Below are 18,670 nucleotides of genomic sequence, written 5' to 3'. Positions count from 1 at the left end.
TTATGCAAAGTCGATTCTGGCGCTAAACAAAGGACGTACTATGAAGATTCTGGTTCCGATCAAGCGGGTGGTCGATCCCTATGTGAAGGTGAGAGTCGCTGCTGATGAGTCAGCGGTGGAACTGGCCAACCTGAAGATGGCGATCAACCCCTTCTGCGAGATCGCCGTCGAGGAAGCGGTAAGGCTAAAGGAAAAAGGCCAGGCCGATGAGATTATTGCGGTATCAATCGGTCCTAAAGTGGCCCAGGAGCAATTGCGTACGGCCATGGCCTTGGGCGCCGATCGCGGGATTCTGGTGGAGCACGATGAAGAGTTGGCGCCCATCTCGATTGCCAAGGTGTTAAAAGCGGTTGTTGACAAGGAGCAACCCGATTTGGTGCTGTTTGGTAAGCAATCCATCGATGGCGACAACAACCAGACCGCGCAGATGACGGCGGCACTGGCAGGCATGGGGCAGGCAACCTTTGCCTCCAGCATTGAGGTCGAAGGCGATCAAGTCACTGTTGCCCGGGAGATCGATGGCGGCATTCAAACCCTGAGTGTCAAACTGCCTGCCGTTGTGTCTGCGGATCTGCGCCTGAATGAACCGCGCTATGCGTCGCTGCCGAATATTATGAAGGCCAAGCGCAAACCACTGGACACCGTTACAGTGGCGGATTTCGAGTTGCAGTTGAAATCCCACCAACAGGTAATAAAGGTAACGGCCCCGGCGGAACGCAGTGGCGGCATCATGGTGGGCTCGGTTGAAGAGCTGGTTGAGAAGCTGAAAAACGAAGCGAAGGTGGTCTAATGGCGATCCTCATTATTGCAGAGCTGGACAAACAGGGCCTGGGTGCCGAGTGTGCCAAAGTCGTGGGTGCGGCCACTCAACTGGGTCAGGAGATTCATGTATTGGTCGCCGGCAGCGGCGTGGCCGAGGCCGCCAATCAGGCGGCACAACTGGCTGGCGTCACCAAGGTGTTGCTGGCGGATCACGATGGGTATGCCCATCAGCTGGCAGAACCGGTCGCCGACCTGGTGCTGGAGCTGGCCGGTGGCTACAGCCACATCCTGACCGCAGCCAGTGCCAAGGGCAAAGACGTGCTGCCGCGGGCGGCGGCGTTGCTGGACGTGGCTCAGCACTCCGATGTTATTGCCATTGAGTCAGAAGACACCTTTGTGCGCCCGATTTATGCCGGTAATGCCCTGGCAACGGTACAAAGCCTGGATGCCATCAAGGTGCTGACCATTCGAACCAGCGCGTTCGATGCCGTTGCCACTCAGGCGGCGGCAGACATCGAGACGGTGTCCAGCGTCAAAGACAGCGGCCTCAGCCAGTTTGTCGGCGAAGAGCTGGTGCAGTCTGAGCGTCCTGAGCTTGGCGCCGCACGGGTGGTGATCTCCGGCGGCCGCGGTTTGGGCAGCGGCGAGAACTTTGCTTTGATCGAAGCCCTGGCCGACAAGCTCGGTGGAGCCATCGGTGCCTCTCGGGCGGCGGTGGATGCGGGCTACGTAGCCAACGATTTGCAGGTGGGACAAACCGGTAAAATTGTCGCCCCCGAGCTGTACATCGCGGTGGGCATCTCCGGTGCCATTCAACACCTGGCCGGCATGAAGGAGTCCAAGGTGATCGTGGCGATCAACAAGGACCCGGATGCGCCGATTTTCCAGGTGGCCGATTATGGACTGGAAGCGGATCTGTTTGACGCTGTCCCTAAGCTCACAGAACTGTTATAACTGTGATATAACTCACAATATGGCGGCATCTGCTGGTCAAGTGAGGGGCACTTGCAGTTAGAATGCCGCCTTCGCATCTTCGTATGCGAGTACCGATAAGGTAGAGGCGCATCGCCTATCAGTAAGCCGGTCGAGGTTGATACCCGACGACGCCGGCCCAAAGGAGTCGATGCCGAAGTGTGCCGGGCATCATCCCTGCGCGCTGGGGTTACTTCTAACAGGAGTAACACTGCCATAGTAAATTCCAACCGGATGTTGGGAAGATGATTTACTATGGAGCGCTACTGAATGGAAGGTGGATCTCTCGCTTTTTGCTAGTCCCCCGCGGCTTTGGCCGTGTCAGTTGCCTCCATCGCTAATAATGACGATAACATTACGATGGCTTTAATTAGTTACGCCGATTCGGCACTCTCCCTGCTGCCCCCCGTGGTGGCCATTGGCATGGCAATCGCCAGCCGAAAAGTTCTGCTGTCCCTGGGGTTAGGCATTGCCATTGGCATCCTGATGCTGGTGGATTTCTCTGTGGTTGATGGCGCTTCCGAGCTCGGTTCCCGTGCCGTCTCTCTGGTTTGGGATGACGGCGCCCTCAACAGCTGGAATCTCTACACGCTTGGTTTTCTGGTGTTACTGGGGGTGATGACTGCGCTGATTTCGGTCTCCGGGGCGACCCGTGCTTTTGCCGATTGGGCCCGTCACCGCATCCGCTGCGGCCGCGATGCCAAGTTGATGACCATGGCACTGGGGGTGGTGATCTTCATCGATGACTACTTCAACACTCTGGTGGTGGGCTCGGTGGCCAGGCCGGTGACCGATCACTATCAGGTGTCGCGGGAAAAGCTGGCCTACTGCATCGACTCCACCTCGGCGCCCATCTGCGTGATCTCACCGATCTCCTCCTGGGGCGCGTACATCATCGCCCTGATCGGGGGCTTGCTCACCACCCATGGCATGACCGACATCGGTTACCTGAGTGCCTTTATGCAGATGGTACCGATGAACTTCTATGCCATCTTTGCCTTTGCCCTGTTGCTGGCGGTGGTCTATTTCGGCCTGGATTTCGGCGCCATGGCGGACGCCGAGCAGCGAGCTCAGCGCGGTCAACTGTGGGACGAAGCCAAAGGGGTGCCTGCCGGTGAAGAGCTGGACCTGCCCGAGGCCAACAATGGCCGGGTCGCCGGCCTGGTGGCCCCCATCGGTTTCCTGATTGCGATAACGGTTTCTTTGATGCTGTTTTCCGGCAACCAGGTTTTGGCGGCGGACGACAAGGCGTTCTCCCTTATCGGTGCCTTTGAAAACACCGACGTCGCCTGGTCCCTGTTCTACTCTGGCCTGGCCGGGGTCGGCTTTACCCTGCTGTTCGGTTTGCGCCAGGGGGTGCCGGCGGCTTACATGAGTAAGGCGGTGATCAGTGGCGTCAAATCGATGCTACCGGCTATCTACATTCTACTGTTTGCCTGGACCATTGCCGGGGTGATCAGCGACATGAAGACCGGCGAATTCATGGCGACTCTGGCCCAGGGGAACCTGCCTGCCTGGGGATTGCCGGCGTTGCTGTTTTTGCTCAGTGGCTTTGCCGCCTTTGCCACCGGCACCAGTTGGGGCACCTTCGCCATCATGCTGCCCATTGCTGCCAACATGGCCGAAGCGGTGGATCTGGCACTGATGCTGCCGATGCTGTCTTCGGTACTGGCCGGTGCGGTGTTCGGCGATCACTGTTCGCCGATCTCCGACACCACCATCCTGTCCTCCACCGGTGCCGGATGCCACCACATTGATCATGTTACTACTCAGTTGCCCTATGCGGTGCTGACCGCACTGATCTCGCTGGCCGGTTACCTGGTACTGGGGATGACCGGGTCGGTCATGGCCGGGTTTGCCACCGCCACCCTGGGGCTGGTGCTGGTGATTCTGCTGCTGAAACGCCTGTGTCGGCGCTGAGGTTAATCCGCTAACACATCGGGCCCCACCAGGGGCCCGATTTGCGTTTGCCGCCGCCATTTTTTGCCCCACCACTCTGGTTCAGATCCGGGCTTTTCGGTAGACTTGCCTCAGCGATTACTGGGGGATCAATTTTGGCTCAACTCTACTTTTACTATTCGGCAATGAATGCCGGAAAATCCACTTCTCTGCTGCAATCGGCGTACAACTACCGCGAACGGGGCATGCAGGTTCTGGTGATGACCGCGGGCCTGGATGACCGTTACGGTCAGGGAAAAGTGACGTCGCGAATCGGGTTGTCGTCCGATGCCCTTATCTACCGCAAAGAGGATGATCTGATCCAGATGGTATTGCGGGAGAATGACGCTCAAGCGGTCAATTGTCTGCTGGTGGATGAGTGCCAGTTCCTGACCAAGAGTCAGGTGCGTCAATTGACCTACCTGGTGGACAAGATGGACATTCCCGTACTCTGTTACGGCTTACGCACCGATTTCCAGGGGGAGCTGTTTGAAGGTGCCCAATACCTGTTGGCCTGGGCGGATAAACTGGTTGAACTCAAGACCATCTGTCACTGTGGCCGTAAAGCCAACATGGTGGTTCGGCTGGATGAAACCGGCAACCCGGTGCGCAACGGTGACCAGGTACAGATCGGTGGTAACGACAGTTATGTCTCCATGTGCCGGACCCATTATCGAGAGTTGGCCTGGGACTGAGCATCGATGAATCAGGGGGTGTCGCATCGAACCGGTGGGGCACTCTCGGCTGAAAATACGCCCGAATATTGCAAGCTGGTAAACCGCTGCTAAATTTAAAGCAGTTTTAAGTTGCTAGCGCAGTGTGGGTTTGCCGGTATGTGCCGGCTTTTTTTTGCCTGGCAGAAAGGGAAGGTTGAAGCTGGGGAGAGGGGCAGGAATCCATTCCCGCAATTCGGTGTTAACGCAATGAAGCGAGGGTCTGTTTGACCTGGTCGCGCAACCAGCGATTGGCCTTGCTGTCTTCCATCTTCTTCAGATAGGTCAGATACAGCGGCACCGTTGGAATGTCGAAGCTGGTCTTAATCTCTGCCAGTTCGAATTGGCTGGCGTACTTTTCCCACAACCAGCGGGAGATGGTCACCAGGGTGTCGGTGCCCTGAGTCATCATCATGGCGTTGAAGGGGTTGTTGGTGTCCAGGAACACTTCCCGTTCGTCGACGTAACCCATGTTCATGGCGTTGCCCATCTTGTAGCCAATCTGGCCGACGGCGTAACGGCAGTGACGCTGAGCCAGGAAGGTGTCCATGTCGATGACCTCTTTGGTCAACGGGTTGGATTTGCAGCCCAGAACCACCATCTCTTCGTCCAGCACCTTCTCCTGAATGATGCTCTTCATGTCGATCTTCATCGCCACCAGGCACAGGTCGTTGTTGTCGATCTGCAGGCTGTCGATGATCTTCGATTCCTCTTCCACCAGGTTATTGACCGACACCTTGAGTTGACTGTTAAAGGACTCGATGTGGCGGGCCAGCGGGTGAAGAATGATCAGGTCAAGAATGTGGTTGGCCGAGATTCTAAAGCGACGTTTGCTGTTGGCTGGATCGAAGTCGCTCAGGCTTTCAACGCCGTCCTGCAGCAGATCCAGGGCCGAGTTAACGTAGCCGTACAGCTCCATCGCGAAATCGGTGGGTTCCAGTCCATTGCTGGTTCGGGTGAACAGTGGGTGGCTGAAGTATTTACTTAGTTTTGACAGGGATTGACTGACGGCACTAGGCGTTACGGACAGTTTCCGGGCGGCTTTGCTTAAGCTACCGGTAAAAACCACTGCGCGGAACACTATGAGCAGTCGTATATCAATCGAATCAAAGTCACGCATTAACACTGGCATAGTACTTTCCAACTTACGCTGACTAAATTCATTATATTAATAAATCTTAGTCAAGTTTTAGACATTCATCTGGCCGCGGAATCTAACATGCATGAGCGAGTAGGTGCAATAGTGGGGGTTTGGTAGCAGTTCACACTTTTTCTTTGATGATCTAACTGTTTGATTTAAGAGAAGCTTTATAAGCTTTTTTTATTAATATCGTGTTTTAAGCAATGGTTGGATTGCTCGCTTTTTTCGAGCAATTTGGCGCTTTCGGAAAGTCTAAGCTTCTGAAAAGATGGGTAAAAATCCAGTCACATATGTAAAAATACAGTTGTGACTGGATTCTTTGCGTTAACACTGAAGATCTGGCAGGTGCTTAAATTGTTGCAGAGATTCAGGGTTGGCCAACGCGTCGGTGTTGGTGACCGCCTGACCGTGGACCACTTTTCTCACTGCCAACTCCACTAACTTTCCGGACAAGGTTTTTGGCAGATCCTGAACCTGAATGATTTTCGCCGGCACGTGCCTCGGGGTGGTGTTGGCGCGAATGGTGGTGCGAATCTGCTGCTGCAATGCATCGGTCAACCTGGTGCCGGGTTTGAGCACCACAAACAGCACCACTCGCACGTCATCCTGCCACTGTTGACCGATGGCCAGGCTTTCCTGTACCTGGTCCACCTTTTCGACCTGGCGGTAGATCTCGGCGGTGCCGATCCGCACCCCTCCCGGGTTGAGTACCGCATCACTGCGACCGTGGATGATCAGCCCACCCTCGGCGGTGGTTTCGGCGTAGTCGCCGTGAGCCCAGACGTTGTCGAAACGGTCGAAATAGGCGTGGTGGTAGTTGCTGCCATCGTCATCGCCCCAGAAGCCGATGGGCATCGACACGAACGGCGTGGTGCACACCAGCTCCCCTTTTTGCTGTTGCAGCGGCTGGCCTTGCTCGTTATAGACCTCGACCTTCATTCCCAACCCGGGACTCTGCAACTGGCCACGGTAGACCGGCTTGATGGGATTGCCCAGGGCAAAGCAGGAGACGATGTCGGTGCCGCCGGAGATGGAGCTCAGACACAGATCCGGGTGGATGTGTCGATACACAAAATCAAAGCCTTCGTGGGCCAGGGGCGAACCGGTGGACAGCAGCCCTTTGAGCTGAGTCAGCCGATGGTGTTCCGCCGGCCGGTAACCGGCCTTTTCCAGGGCGGCGATGTACTTGGCACTGGTGCCGAACACCGAGACCTCCTCCTGTTCGGCCAGCTGCCACAGCACTTCCGGGCCTGGGGCAAACGGACTGCCGTCGTACAGCACCAGGGTGGCACCGGTGGCCAGGCCGGAGATCAGCCAGTTCCACATCATCCAGCCGCAAGTGGTGAAATAGAACAGCACATCTCGACGCTGAATATCGGTATGCAGCCGCAACTCCTTCAGGTGCTGCAACAGGGTGCCGCCGGCGCCATGAACTATGCACTTGGGTTGCCCGGTGGTGCCTGAGGAGTACAGCACGTACAGGGGGTGGTCAAACGGCAGTGGCGTAAACGACACGCTGCGGGCCGGGTTATCCAGGGCCTGATGCCAGCCAATGGCCAGTGGATGCTGAACCTGAGCGACCGCATCGAAGGCCGGTACCACGATGACCTGCTGCAGCGAACCGATGGCGTCGGCAATCTGGGCGATCTTGTCGCTGCAATCGATGACTTTGCCGTTGTAACGGTAGCCATTGGCGGCCACCAGCACTTTAGGTTGAATCTGGCCGAAGCGGTCGAGGACGCCGTTGAAGCCAAAGTCCGGCGAACAGGAGCTGAACGTGGCCCCCAGGCTGGCGGCAGCCAGCATAGTGACCACAGTTTCGATGCGGTTGGGCATAAAGGCCGCGACTCGATCGCCGGCTACCACGCCCAGGTGACGCAGATGGTGGGCGAGGCGGGCGACTTCGTGATACAGCTCGTTATAGGACAGGGCGACCCGGTTGGCGGCTTCATCGCGAAACACCAGGGCGATGCGGTCGTCCTGATAGCGCAGCAGGTTTTCGGCAAAATTGAGCCGGGCGTCCGGGAAGAAGCGAGCACCAGGCATCTTATCGCCGTCCAGCAACAGCCGTTGACCGGGCGTGCCGATCACCTCGCTGAACTGCCAGATTGCTTGCCAGAATTGATCCGGATGGTCGGTACTCCAGCGATGCAGCTGCTGGTAATCGCTCAGCGTCAGCGCCAGCTTGTCATTGACGAAGTGGCGAAACGCTTCCATCTGGCTGGCATCGATGCGGCTCTGGCTGGGTTGCCAGATTGGGGAGTGAGTGCTCATGCCGGTTGCTCCTTATGGTTGGCGAGCCAGGCCTGGGCGACCTTACTGGAGGGCGGCTTGTTCAGTTGACGGCAGATCGTGGTGCCGGCGGCAATGACGGCGTCCAGGTTGACGCCGGTATCCATGCCCAGCCCATGCAGCATATACAGGAGATCCTCGGTGGCCAGGTTGCCGCTGGCCCCCTTGGCATAGGGGCAGCCGCCCAGTCCGGCCACGGCGCTGTCGAAGGTGGTGACACCCAGATCCAGACAGGCGAGCACATTGGCCAGGGCCTGGCCGTAGGTGTCATGGAAATGCAGCGCCAATGCCGATACCGGTATCCGTTCGGTCACGGCCGCCAACATGGCTTTGGCCTTGGCCGGGGTACCGACGCCGATGGTGTCGCCCAGAGAGATCTCGTAGCAGCCCATTCGGTACAGCGATTCGGCGACGTCGGCCACCTTGGCGACGTCGATGTCGCCCTCATAGGGGCAGCCCAGCACGCAGGAGACGTAGCCGCGAACCGGCAGGCCGGCGCGGCGGGCGGCGGCAAATACCGGCTCGAAGCGTTGCAACGATTCGCTGATGGAGCAGTTGATGTTGCGTTGGCTGAAGCTTTCCGAGGCGGCGCCGAACACTGCGACGCCGTCGACCTTTGCCTGTTGCGCCGCGTCAAAGCCTTTGATATTGGGGGTCAGTGCGCTGTAACGAACGCCCGGACGCCGCTGAATCCGGGCGAACAGTTGGTCGGCATCGGCCATCTGTGGCACCCATTTCGGCGAGACAAAGCTGCCGGCTTCAATCTGACTCAGGCCGGTGCCAGAGAGGGCATCGACCAGGGCGATGCGCTGAGCCAGCGTGACTGCGGCTTCATTCTGCAGCCCATCCCGGGGCCCGACTTCGACGATGGTGGCGTGGCTCATGACTCCTCCAAGGCTTCCAGCGTTACCAGGGCGGTGCCGTCATTGACCTGCTGGCCAGGTCCATAGGGCAGTGCCAGCACCTGACCGGCGTAGGGGGCGGTGATGGTATATTCCATCTTCATCGCTTCCATCACCAGCAGCGGCTGACCGGCTTCGACGGTTTGCTCCAGTTCGCACAGCAGGGTGACCACGGTGCCGTTCATCGGTGCCTTCAGGGCGTCTTCGCCGCTGTCGTCGCCGTCACCGCCCTGATGGCTGACGGCATCAAACCGCAGTGGGCCTTGTGGCAGGAACAGGGTCACGGATTCTCCACAGCGCTGGAACGGCCAGTGGCACAAGTGGCCATCCAGCTCCAGGCTCAGCTGATCGTCATCGATGCCGATGACGGCCTGATACTCCACCTCGTTGAGCTGAACCGTCAGAGCCGGCCAGTGGCCTTTGACCAGCAGCGGGTAGCGCTCGCCGTGATCGTCCTCGAGGTGATGGTGCATCACCGGACTCTGGTTGAGACGGAAACCGGCGACCGAGTGCCAGGGGCTGCGTTGGCAGCCCGGTTGACTGATCACCAGCGCTGCGGCGATAGCGGCTACGTGGCGCAAGTCATCGGCACCGGTCAACTGGGCGTAATGGGTGTCGATAAAGCGGGTATCGAGGTCGGCGGCCTGAAACTGTGGGTGATTAATGATGCGCCCCAGAAAGGCCAGGTTGCTGGTGACTCCGGCCAGCTGGGTTTGCTGCAGGCCGCGACTCATCTGTTGAATCGCCTGGGTGCGAGTGTCGCCAAAGGTGATCAGCTTGGCGATCATCGGGTCGTAATGAGGACTGATCTCGTCGCCCTCTACCACGCCGCTGTCCAGCCGCAGCGATGCGGGGACCTCAAAGCGGGTCAGGGTGCCCGTGGCCGGCAGAAACTCTCGCTGTGGATCCTCGGCGTAGAGTCGAACCTCGAGGCTGTGGCCACGAATCTCAACTTGCTGCTGGGTCAGCGGCAGCGGTTGACCCGATGCCACCAACAGCTGCCAGTGCACCAGATCCTGGCCGGTCACCATCTCGGTGACCGGATGTTCTACCTGCAGGCGGGTGTTCATCTCCATAAAGTAGAAGCGGCCCTGATCATCGAGCAGGAACTCCACGGTGCCGGCGCCCAGGTAGTCGATGGCTTTGGCGGCCTTGACGGCGGCTTCGCCCATCTGCTGGCGCAGGGTGTCGGACAGACCCGGTGCCGGCGCTTCCTCCACCACCTTCTGGTGGCGACGCTGAATGGAACAGTCCCGATCCGACAAGTAAATGCAGTGTCCATGGGCATCGGCGAAGACTTGCACCTCCACGTGTCGCGGCGCTGCCAGGAAACGTTCCAGCAACAGCATGTCATTGCCAAAGGCGCTCTGGGCTTCGCGACGGGCGGTGGCCAAAGCGGCGGCCAGTTGATCCCCATGCTCGACGATGCGCATCCCCTTGCCGCCGCCGCCAAAGGCGGCCTTGACCAGCAGCGGGTAGCCGATCTTGGTTGCCTCTTCGGTCAACCTCTGGTCACTCTGGTCATCACCATGGTAGCCGGGCAGCATCGGCACGCCGGCCCGCTCCATGATCACCTTGGCGGCGCTCTTGGAGCCCATCTGTTCGATGGCTTCGGTATTGGGGCCGATAAAGGCGATGCCAGCGTCGGCGCAGGCGCGGGCGAATTCCGGGTTCTCCGACAGGAAGCCATAGCCGGGGTGAATGCCATCCACGCCCGCCAGGCTGGCGAGGGCGACGATCTTATCGCCCAGCAGGTAGGACTCGGTGGCGGCTGCCGGGCCGAGCAGAAACGCTTCATCGGCCATGTTGACATGCTGAGCGTTGCGGTCGGCGTCGGAGTAGACGGCGACGGTGCGGATGCCCAGAGCCTGACAGGTGCGAATGATGCGACAGGCGATCTCGCCGCGGTTGGCGATCAGGACCTTGGTTAACATTAGGATTCTCCTTGCCAGAGGGGCGGGCGCTTATCAAAAAACGCCTGCAGGCCTTCCTGGCCTTCCGGGGACACTCGGATGTGGGCAATGGCGTCGGCGGTCAGTGCCAGCAACGCGTCATCAAAAGGGTGCTGCTCTATGGTGTGCAGCAGCGATTTACACGCCTGCATCGCCTTAGGGCCGTTGCCGGTCAGGGTGGTGATCAGGCGCTCGCTGCTGCTGTGCAGATCGTCGCACACCTCATGCACCAGTCCGATCTGATGGGCGGTGTTGGCATCAAAGGTTTCGGCGGACAGCATGTAGCGCCGCGACTGGCGCTGGCCGATGGCCCGGGCCACGAATGGGCTGATCACCGCAGGAATCAGTCCGAGTTTGACCTCCGACAGGCAGAAACGGGCGCGGGGGCTGGCCAGGGCGATGTCACAACAGGCGATGAGCCCGAGGGCGCCACCGAAGGCGGCCCCGTCCACCAGCGCCAGCGTCGGCGCCGGAAACCGATCCAGGGTGTGCATCAGACGGGCCAGTTCGCGGGCATCGCTGAGGTTGGAGGCCTGGTCCATGGCCGCCTGGCTTTTCATCCAGGCCAAATCGGCACCGGCAGAGAAGTGCTTGCCGTTGGCCGCCAGCACCAGCAGGGTCGGCGGTTGGCGGGTCAACCCGGTCAAGGCCTGATTGATCTCGGCAATCATGGCGTCACCGAAGGCGTTGTGCTTGTCCGGCCGGTTCAAGGTCAGGCGGGCAACGCCGTCGCTCTGGGTCAGGGTAATGAATTGAAAGGTCATTTCACTCTCCTTACATGCGGAACACGCCGAAGCGGGTGGCTTCGGTGGGCGCATTCATTGCCGCGGTCAGGGCCAGGCCGACCACGTCGCGGGTCTGGGCCGGATCGATGATGCCGTCGTCCCACAGTCGGGCGCTGGCGTAATAGGGATGGCCCTGGCGTTCGTACTGCTCGACGATGGGCTGCTTGAACGCCTGCTGTTCATCGTCGCTCCAGCTGTCGCCTTTGCGGGCCAGGGCGTCGGTCTTGACCTGGGCCAGGACGTTGGCGGCCTGCTCGCCCCCCATCACCGAAATGCGGGAGTTGGGCCACATCCACATCATGGTGGGGTCGTAGGCGCGGCCGCACATGCCGTAGTTGCCGGCGCCATAACTGCCGCCGATCACCACGGTGAATTTCGGCACCCGGGCGCAAGAAACGGCGGTCACCAGCTTGGCACCGTGCTTGGCGATGCCTTCGTGCTCGTACTTCTTGCCCACCATAAAGCCGGTGATGTTCTGCAGAAACAGCAAGGGGATGTTGCGCTGGCAGCACAGCTCAATGAAATGGGCCCCTTTAAGGGCCGATTCCGAGAACAGGATGCCGTTGTTGGCCAGGATACCCACCGGCTGGCCATAGATGCGGGCAAAGCCGCACACCAGAGTGGCACCGTAGCCGGCCTTAAATTCGTCGAAGTCGGAGTCGTCCACTAGCCGGGCGATCACTTCCCGTACCTCGAACGGCTGTTTGAGGTTGCTGCCGACGATGCCATACAGGTCGTCGGCGGGGTAGCGGGGGGGGCGAACGTCGGTGTCGGCCAGTGGCTGGGCGCGATGGTGGTTGAGGCGGGCCACGGCTTGACGGGCCAATTGCAGCGCGTGTTCGTCGTTATCGGCCAGGTGGTCGGCCACCCCGGAGATCTGGGTGTGAACGGCGCCGCCGCCCAACTCTTCGGCGCTGACCTCTTCGCCGGTGGCCGCTTTCACTAGTGGTGGCCCACCGAGGAAGATGGTGCCCTGTTCTTTGACGATGATCGATTCATCCGCCATCGCCGGCATGTAGGCGCCACCGGCGGTGCACAGGCCCAGTACCACGGCAATCTGGGGAATCCCCTTGGCAGACATGTTGGCCTGGTTGAAAAAGATGCGACCAAAGTGATCCTTGTCTGGGAACACCTCGTCCTGACGCGGCAGGAAGGCGCCGCCGGATTCCACCAGATAGATGCAGGGCAGGTGGCATTTTTCGGCAATTTCCTGAGCCCGAAGGTGTTTTTTTACCGTCAACGGGTAGTAAGTGCCGCCTTTGACGGTGGCGTCGTTGGCGACGATCATGCATTCGATGCCGCTGACCCGGCCAATGCCGGCAATCACGCCGGCGGCGGGCACCTTGTCGTCGTAGCACTCGTGGGCGGCCAGCTGGCTGAGCTCCAGGAACGGGGCGCCAGGATCGAGCAGCAGTTCGACCCGTTGTCGAGGCAGCAGTTTCCCCTGGGCCAGGTGTTTGTTGCGGGCGCGGTCATTGCCGCCGGGAACGATGGCGTCGAGTGTGGCGGTCAGATCGGCCACCAGGTCGGCCATGGCATCGCGCCGGGCCATAAAGCCCGGCTCCTGCCGGTTAATGCTGGAACGGAGTATGGTCACGGTTGTCAGTCCTTTAACGGGCGGGGCGACCCCCGCCAGAGCGTGCGTTAGGCGGTTTCGGTAAACAGTTCCCGGCCAATCAGGAAGCGGCGAATCTCGGAAGTGCCGGCACCGATTTCATACAGCTTGGCGTCCCGCAGCAGGCGCCCGGTGGCGTACTCGTTGATGTAGCCGTTGCCTCCAAGCAACTGAATGGCGTCCAGGGCCAATTGCGTGGCCAGTTCGGCACTGTAGAGAATGGCCCCGGCGGCATCTTTGCGGGTGGTTTCGCCGCGATCGCAGGCCTGGGCGACACTGTAGACGTAGGCCCGGGCGGCATTGCTGCGGGTGTACATGTCGGCGACTTTGCCCTGCACCAGCTGAAACTGGCCGATGGCCTGGCCAAACTGCTCGCGCTGGTGGATGTAGGGCACCACCTGGTCCAGGCAGGCGGCCATGATCCCCAGCGGGCCGGCGGCCAGCACCACCCGCTCATAATCCAGGCCGCTCATCAGTACCTTGGCACCGTTGCCGACGCCCCCGAGAACGTTCTCCACGGGTACCGGGGTGTCCTGGAACACCAGTTCGCAGGTGTTGGAGCCGCGCATTCCCAGCTTGTCCAGTTTTTGTGCCTGGCTGAAGCCGGCAAAGCCGCGTTCGACGATGAAGGCGGTCATGCCTTTGGCACCGGCGCTGGTGTCGGTTTTGGCGTAGATCACGTAGGTGTCGGCGTCGGGGCCGTTGGTGATCCACATCTTGTTGCCATTGAGGATGTAGTGATCGCCGTCGAGGCGAGCGCTGAGCTTCATGGATACCACGTCGGAACCGGCATTGGGTTCGCTCATGGCCAGGGCGCCGATGTGCTCACCGCTGACCAGTTTCGGCAGGTACTTGGCTTTCTGCTCGTGGCTGCCGTTACGATGGATCTGATTCACGCACAGGTTGGAGTGGGCACCGTAAGAGAGGCCCACCGAGGCGCTGGCCCGGGAGATCTCCTCCATGGCGATGGCGTGGGCCAGGTAGCCCATGTTGACGCCGCCATACTCTTCGGCCACGGTGATCCCCAGCAGTCCCATGTCGCCCATCTTGGACCACAGTTCATTGGGAAAGCTGTTGTTGCTGTCAATGTCTGCCGCCAGCGGCGCGATCTCGGCCTGGGCAAAGTCCCGGACCGAATCCCGCAGCATCTCCAGTGTTTCTCCCAAGCCATAATTGAAGCTGGATTGGTAAAGGCTCATATCTTCTCCCCTTGGTTCCTTTTGGGCAGCAAGACTGGTGGCACTCCGGCCACAAAAGAGGGCCCGCCTGTTATTGTAGTTCGGCGGTGAGCTCTTGCAGTGCTTGCTTGCATTGCTGTTCGGCGGAGCTGAGTTCCATCATCACCACCTTAATGTCGTCCATCTGTTGTTGAAGATCCGCTTTCTTGGTTTCGATCAGCTCCAGCATGGTATGCAACTGAGTGCCGCTGCTCTTGTCGGCGTCGTACAGGTCGAACAACCGACCGGTTTCCGCCAAGGAGAAACCCAGACGTTTGCCGCGCAAGATCAGCTTCAGCCGGACTTTGTCCTGCAGGCTGTAGATGCGGGTCTGGCCACGGCGCCGGGGGCTGATCAACCCCTGATCTTCGTAGAAACGAATGCTGCGGGTGGTGATGTCAAATTCACGAGCCAGCTCGCTGATGGAATAGGTCACGTCTGTAGTTTCTGTCATCTTGGTATCGGTCTCTTCTAGCTTAAAGTCACCTTATAGGAAGTTTACGTAAAGGTAAAGTTTGTGTTGCGACTGGTCAGAAGTTAGCCGATGGTCGAATGGGGCCGCCGGCCGTCATCTGCTACAACTGAAAGCCTGACCCAGTTAATCCCGACCATGGAGGCCCTATGCCGTTAAATAAGGTCAAGCAGATGCAGCAGCAGGCGTGGCAGAACCCTCAGGCGTTCTGGCGTCACGCCGCCACTCAAATCGAATGGATGCAACCGGTGGATCAGGTGCTGGATGATCGTGATGCGCCCTTCTATCGCTGGTTCCCCGGTGCCAGCCTCAATACCTGCTACAACGCCGTCGACCGCCACGTTGAGGCGGGGCACGGTCAGCAGGTAGCGATTCAGTACGTTAGCCCGGTCACGGGCACCGAAGAGGCGATCAGCTACCAGCAGTTGCAGCAGCGGGTGGCCACCCTGGCCGGAGCCATGGCCAATCTGGGGGTGGGCAAGGGCGATCGAGTGGTGATCTACATGCCGATGATTCCAGAAACGGCCTATGCCATGCTGGCCTGCGCCCGCCTGGGGGCGGTGCATTCGGTGGTGTTCGGTGGGTTCGCACCGCCGGAGCTGGCCAGTCGCATCGATGACGCCAAGCCCAAGCTGGTGCTGTCGGCCTCTTGTGGCATCGAGCCGTCCGGGGTGATTCCCTATAAACCGCTATTGGATAAAGCGCTGGATCTGTGTGAGCACCGGGTGGAGTACGCGGTGGTGTTTCAGCGGCCCCAGTGTCCGGCGGATCTGGAGCGCCAGGGCGACCGGGACTGGCAGCAACTGGTGGCGCAGGCACAGCCGGTGCCCTGCGTTGAGGTGGCGGCCAGTGACCCGCTCTACATTCTCTATACCTCTGGCACCACAGGGCGGCCCAAAGGGGTGGTCCGTGATAACGGCGGCCATGCGGTGGCGCTGGCCTGGTCGATGAAACAGATCTACAACATCGATGCCGGCGATGTGTTCTGGGCGGCCTCGGACGTGGGTTGGGTGGTGGGCCACTCCTACATCGTTTATGGGCCGCTGTTGGCCCGGGCGACCACGTTGCTGTACGAAGGTAAGCCGGTGGGGACGCCGGACGCCGGTGCCTTCTGGCGGATCATCGAGCAGTACCGGGTGAAAACCTTCTTTACCGCTCCGACGGCCATTCGGGCCATCAAGCGGGTGGATGCCACCGCCAGTTTGCTGCAGGGGGTGGACATCAGCAGCCTGCAGGCGCTGTTCCTGGCCGGTGAGCGTTGCGACCCGGATACCCTGACCTGGGCCGCGGACATGCTGCAGGTGCCGGTGGTGGATCACTGGTGGCAAACCGAGACTGGCTGGCCCATCTGTGCCAACCCCTTGGGCATGGCGCCGCTGCCGATCAAACCGGGGTCGCCGGCACTGGCAGTGCCCGGCTATCAGGTGGAGGTGCTGGATGAGTTGGGTCAGCCGGTGGCCGCGGGACAAAGTGGCGCGGTCACCATCAAACTGCCACTGCCGCCGGGCACCTTGATGACCTTGTGGAACAACGACGATCGTTACCGGGATGGCTATTTGAGCCGTTACCCGGGTTATTACCTGACGGGCGACGCCGGCTATATGGATGAGGACGGCTACCTGTATGTCATGGGCAGGGTGGACGACATCATCAACGTGGCCGGGCACCGGCTTTCTACCGGTCGATTCGAGGAGGTGTTGGCGCAGCACGGGGCGGTCGCCGAGGCGGCGGTCATTGGCGTCAAGGACACCCTTAAGGGGCAGTTGCCGCTGGGCTTGGTGGTGCTGAAGCAGGGGATGGACACCGATCTGGAGCGGATTAAAACCGAGCTGGTGGCGCTGGTGCGGGCCGAGGTAGGGGCGGTGGCGGCCTTTAAACTGGTGGCGGTGGTGGAAAAGTTGCCCAAGACCCGTTCCGGTAAGATCCTGCGGGGCACCATGCGTAAGCTGGCCAACGGTGAGACGGTGGTGCCACCGGCCACCATCGAAGACCCGGACAGCCTCAATGTCATCGGCCAGGCGTTGGCGCAGATGGGGCTGACCACCGCCCATCAGCCGGTGCTGGACCTGTCCTGAGTGGGCGATGGCCTAAAACAAGGGGCTCTTCGGAGCCCCTTGGTGTTGGCGCTGATCAGAAACTGGTGCGCTTGTAATCGCGGTATTCCGGTTGCCAGAACTGCCGCTCGATGGCGTCTTTAAGGTCGACGTTCTTGATCATCTTGGCGACGCCGTCGGTCATGGCGGCCCGGGCCACGGCAAAGGCGATCTGTTTGCTGACCTCCTGAATCTGCTCCAGGGGGGGCAACAGCGCGCCTTCCCCTTCGATGGCCAGAGGCGAACACTCCGCCAGGGCCCGGCTGGAGGCCATCAGCATGCCATCGGTGACCCGGTCGGCGTTGCAGGCCAGCACGCCCAGGCCGATACCCGGGAAGATGTAGCTGTTATTGCACTGGGCGATGGGGAAGACCTCCCCGTCCAGCTCTACCGGGTTGAAGGGGCTGCCGGTGGCGACCAGGGCCTGGCCTTGCGTCCAGCGCAGGATGTCCTCCGGAATCGCTTCCACCCGACTGGTGGGGTTGGACAGCGGAAACACGATGGGGCGGGGACAGTGCTTGTGCATGGTCTTGATCACCTCTTCGGTGAACAGGCCCGGTGCCCCGCTGACGCCGATCAGCACCGTGGGTTTGGCGTGTTCCATCACCTCCAGCAGCGACACGGCGCCGTTGTCACCACTCCAGGACTGGGTCTTGTCCAGGCATTGGGTCAGTTTCTGCTGGAACGGCAGCAGGTTTTGCATCCCTTCCTGCAGCAGACCCCAGCGATCGACCATGTGCACCTTCTCTCGAGCCTGGTGATCTTCCAGGCCTTCGGCCACCATCTGGGCGATGATTGCCTCGGCGATGCCGCAACCGGCAGAGCCGGCGCCCAAAAAGGCGATGGTCTGCTGTTTGAGTTGGGTGCCGGCGGCTTTGCAGGCGGCCAGCAGCGAGCCGACGGTGACCGCCGCGGTGCCTTGAATGTCGTCGTTAAAGCAGCACAGCCGGTCTTTGTAGCGCTCCAGCAGTGGCATGGCATTTTTCTGGGCAAAATCTTCAAACTGCACCAGCGCATTGGGCCAGCGGCGTTGCACGGCACTGAGCACGTCATCGACAAACTCATTGTATTCGTCACCGGAGATACGCTTGTTGCGCCAGCCCATGTACATGTGGTCGTTGAGGCGCTGGGGGTTGTCGGTGCCCACATCCAGCACGATGGGCAGGGTGTAGGCCGGGCTGATGCCGCCGCAGGAGGTGTACAGCGACAGTTTGCCGATGGGAATGCCCATGCCACCGATGCCCTGGTCGCCCAGACCCAGGATCCGCTCACCATCGGTGATCACGATGACTCGCACGTTATGCCGGGTGGCGTTGTTGAGGATGTCATCGATGCGGTGACGGTTGGGGTAACTGACCATCAGGCCGCGGGCACGGCGGTAGATGTTGGAGAACTGTTCACAGGCCTCACCAACCGTGGGGGTGTAGATGATCGGCATCATCTCGGTGATGTGGTTGTTCACCAGTCGATAGAACAGGGTTTCGTTGGTGTCCTGGATGTTGCGCAGGTAGATGTGCTTATCCATGTCGTTACTGAAATTTTGAAACTGAAGGTAGGCGCGTTCTGCCTGTTCTTCAATATTTTCAATCGCTTCAGGTAACAGGCCTGCCAGGTTGAATGCCACTCTTTCCTCTTCGGAGAAAGCGGAGCCTTTGTTCAGCAGGGAGGTTTCGAGCAGCACCGGGCCAGCATAGGGGATGTACAGGGGACGTTTAATATCTTCCATCGGCATGTTTTTATTTGTGGTTTTAGACCCCTCTAGTGTATCAGTAACTGGCCTGAGTGTGACACTCATCACTGAGGCTCGGCAATAAAA

At 60.0% G+C, this 18,670-nt stretch carries 14 protein-coding genes, 1 pseudogene and 1 riboswitch; of the genes and pseudogenes, 5 read left to right on the top strand and 10 right to left on the bottom strand.

What is annotated here, in order from left to right:
• The first annotated feature begins 40 nt into the window (after positions 1–40).
• The 4 genes from J8Z22_RS17360 to J8Z22_RS17345 all read left to right on the top strand — a co-directional run bounded on the left by J8Z22_RS17360 (position 41) and on the right by J8Z22_RS17345 (position 4,367).
• The gene (locus J8Z22_RS17360; protein ID WP_252007234.1) at positions 41–790 is read left to right on the top strand and encodes an electron transfer flavoprotein subunit beta/FixA family protein; all 750 of its coding nucleotides are present in this window, start codon (positions 41–43) and stop codon (positions 788–790) included.
• Positions 790–1,716 carry an FAD-binding protein gene (locus J8Z22_RS17355; RefSeq protein ID WP_252007232.1) on the top strand — a complete coding sequence of 309 codons (927 nt, stop codon included), beginning with the start codon at positions 790–792 and terminating at the stop codon, positions 1,714–1,716. The genes J8Z22_RS17360 and J8Z22_RS17355 overlap by 1 nt, the downstream gene beginning before the upstream one ends.
• Before the next feature lie 93 nt (positions 1,717–1,809).
• Positions 1,810–2,008: riboswitch (Lysine riboswitch) on the top strand.
• A gap of 86 nt (positions 2,009–2,094) precedes the next feature.
• On the top strand, positions 2,095–3,654 hold the full coding sequence (locus J8Z22_RS17350; RefSeq protein WP_252007230.1) for a Na+/H+ antiporter NhaC family protein: 1,560 nt from the start codon (positions 2,095–2,097) through the stop codon (positions 3,652–3,654).
• A gap of 134 nt (positions 3,655–3,788) precedes the next feature.
• Complete coding sequence (locus J8Z22_RS17345) at positions 3,789–4,367, top strand: thymidine kinase (protein WP_028112045.1); 579 nt, start codon at positions 3,789–3,791, stop codon at positions 4,365–4,367.
• 220 nt (positions 4,368–4,587) lie between these two features.
• On the opposite strand, the gene J8Z22_RS17340 is transcribed toward J8Z22_RS17345, so the two are convergent.
• The 9 genes and pseudogenes from J8Z22_RS17340 to J8Z22_RS17305 all read right to left on the bottom strand — a co-directional run bounded on the left by J8Z22_RS17340 (position 4,588) and on the right by J8Z22_RS17305 (position 14,743).
• Positions 4,588–5,304 (bottom strand): LysR substrate-binding domain-containing protein, encoded by a 717-nt coding sequence (locus tag J8Z22_RS17340; protein ID WP_245595555.1) that lies wholly within the window; start codon positions 5,302–5,304, stop codon positions 4,588–4,590.
• 60 nt (positions 5,305–5,364) lie between these two features.
• Positions 5,365–5,505: pseudogene (locus tag J8Z22_RS22245) on the bottom strand (LysR family transcriptional regulator); the annotation flags it as partial.
• Positions 5,506–5,850: 345 nt separating this feature from the next.
• The gene (locus tag J8Z22_RS17335; RefSeq protein ID WP_252007228.1) at positions 5,851–7,800 is read right to left on the bottom strand and encodes an acetoacetate--CoA ligase; all 1,950 of its coding nucleotides are present in this window, start codon (positions 7,798–7,800) and stop codon (positions 5,851–5,853) included.
• Positions 7,797–8,702, bottom strand: a complete 906-nt coding sequence (locus J8Z22_RS17330) for a hydroxymethylglutaryl-CoA lyase (RefSeq protein ID WP_028112042.1) — start codon at positions 8,700–8,702, stop codon at positions 7,797–7,799. The genes J8Z22_RS17335 and J8Z22_RS17330 overlap by 4 nt, the downstream gene beginning before the upstream one ends.
• A complete protein-coding gene (locus J8Z22_RS17325) occupies positions 8,699–10,654 on the bottom strand; it encodes an acetyl/propionyl/methylcrotonyl-CoA carboxylase subunit alpha (RefSeq protein WP_252007226.1) in 1,956 nt (651 codons plus the stop codon). The genes J8Z22_RS17330 and J8Z22_RS17325 overlap by 4 nt, the downstream gene beginning before the upstream one ends.
• Positions 10,654–11,436: an enoyl-CoA hydratase-related protein gene (locus tag J8Z22_RS17320; RefSeq protein ID WP_028112040.1), complete on the bottom strand. Its 783-nt coding sequence runs from the start codon at positions 11,434–11,436 to the stop codon at positions 10,654–10,656. Before J8Z22_RS17320 ends, J8Z22_RS17325 begins: the two co-directional genes overlap by 1 nt.
• Before the next feature lie 10 nt (positions 11,437–11,446).
• A complete protein-coding gene (locus J8Z22_RS17315; RefSeq protein WP_028112039.1) occupies positions 11,447–13,054 on the bottom strand; it encodes a carboxyl transferase domain-containing protein in 1,608 nt (535 codons plus the stop codon).
• Between the two features lie 47 nt (positions 13,055–13,101).
• On the bottom strand, positions 13,102–14,271 hold the full coding sequence (locus tag J8Z22_RS17310) for an isovaleryl-CoA dehydrogenase (RefSeq protein WP_252007224.1): 1,170 nt from the start codon (positions 14,269–14,271) through the stop codon (positions 13,102–13,104).
• 70 nt (positions 14,272–14,341) lie between these two features.
• Positions 14,342–14,743: a MerR family DNA-binding transcriptional regulator gene (locus tag J8Z22_RS17305; RefSeq protein ID WP_028112037.1), complete on the bottom strand. Its 402-nt coding sequence runs from the start codon at positions 14,741–14,743 to the stop codon at positions 14,342–14,344.
• 167 nt (positions 14,744–14,910) lie between these two features.
• Here J8Z22_RS17305 and J8Z22_RS17300 point away from each other — a divergent pair, with 167 nt between their 5' ends.
• Entirely contained in the window at positions 14,911–16,836 is a 1,926-nt protein-coding gene (locus J8Z22_RS17300; RefSeq protein WP_252007222.1) for a propionyl-CoA synthetase, read from the top strand.
• Positions 16,837–16,891: 55 nt separating this feature from the next.
• Here the strand turns inward: J8Z22_RS17300 and J8Z22_RS17295 are convergent, their stop codons facing one another.
• Complete coding sequence (locus J8Z22_RS17295; protein ID WP_028112035.1) at positions 16,892–18,580, bottom strand: NAD-dependent malic enzyme; 1,689 nt, start codon at positions 18,578–18,580, stop codon at positions 16,892–16,894.
• Between the last annotated feature and the right edge of the window lie 90 nt (positions 18,581–18,670).

Origin of the sequence: Ferrimonas sp. SCSIO 43195 (genome assembly GCF_023716685.1) — a bacterium.
GTDB lineage: Bacteria > Pseudomonadota > Gammaproteobacteria > Enterobacterales > Shewanellaceae > Ferrimonas > Ferrimonas kyonanensis.
The sequence above is the reverse complement of the archived record's forward strand: the minus strand, read 5'-3'. Positions and strand labels throughout refer to the sequence as shown.

Bases quoted from the DNA above. Each gene is read 5' to 3' on its own strand.
- J8Z22_RS17360 (WP_252007234.1), top strand. From the start codon at position 41: ATGAAGATTCTGGTTCCGATCAAGCGGGTGGTCGATCCCTATGTGAAG.
- J8Z22_RS17355 (WP_252007232.1), top strand. From the start codon at position 790: ATGGCGATCCTCATTATTGCAGAGCTGGACAAACAGGGCCTGGGTGCC.
- J8Z22_RS17350 (WP_252007230.1), top strand. From the start codon at position 2,095: ATGGCTTTAATTAGTTACGCCGATTCGGCACTCTCCCTGCTGCCCCCC.
- J8Z22_RS17340 (WP_245595555.1), bottom strand. From the start codon at position 5,304: ATGGAGCTGTACGGCTACGTTAACTCGGCCCTGGATCTGCTGCAGGAC.
- J8Z22_RS17335 (WP_252007228.1), bottom strand. From the start codon at position 7,800: ATGAGCACTCACTCCCCAATCTGGCAACCCAGCCAGAGCCGCATCGAT.
- J8Z22_RS17330 (WP_028112042.1), bottom strand. From the start codon at position 8,702: ATGAGCCACGCCACCATCGTCGAAGTCGGGCCCCGGGATGGGCTGCAG.
- J8Z22_RS17325 (WP_252007226.1), bottom strand. From the start codon at position 10,654: ATGTTAACCAAGGTCCTGATCGCCAACCGCGGCGAGATCGCCTGTCGC.
- J8Z22_RS17320 (WP_028112040.1), bottom strand. From the start codon at position 11,436: ATGACCTTTCAATTCATTACCCTGACCCAGAGCGACGGCGTTGCCCGC.
- J8Z22_RS17310 (WP_252007224.1), bottom strand. From the start codon at position 14,271: ATGAGCCTTTACCAATCCAGCTTCAATTATGGCTTGGGAGAAACACTG.
- J8Z22_RS17305 (WP_028112037.1), bottom strand. From the start codon at position 14,743: ATGACAGAAACTACAGACGTGACCTATTCCATCAGCGAGCTGGCTCGT.
- J8Z22_RS17300 (WP_252007222.1), top strand. From the start codon at position 14,911: ATGCCGTTAAATAAGGTCAAGCAGATGCAGCAGCAGGCGTGGCAGAAC.
- J8Z22_RS17295 (WP_028112035.1), bottom strand. From the start codon at position 18,580: ATGGAAGATATTAAACGTCCCCTGTACATCCCCTATGCTGGCCCGGTG.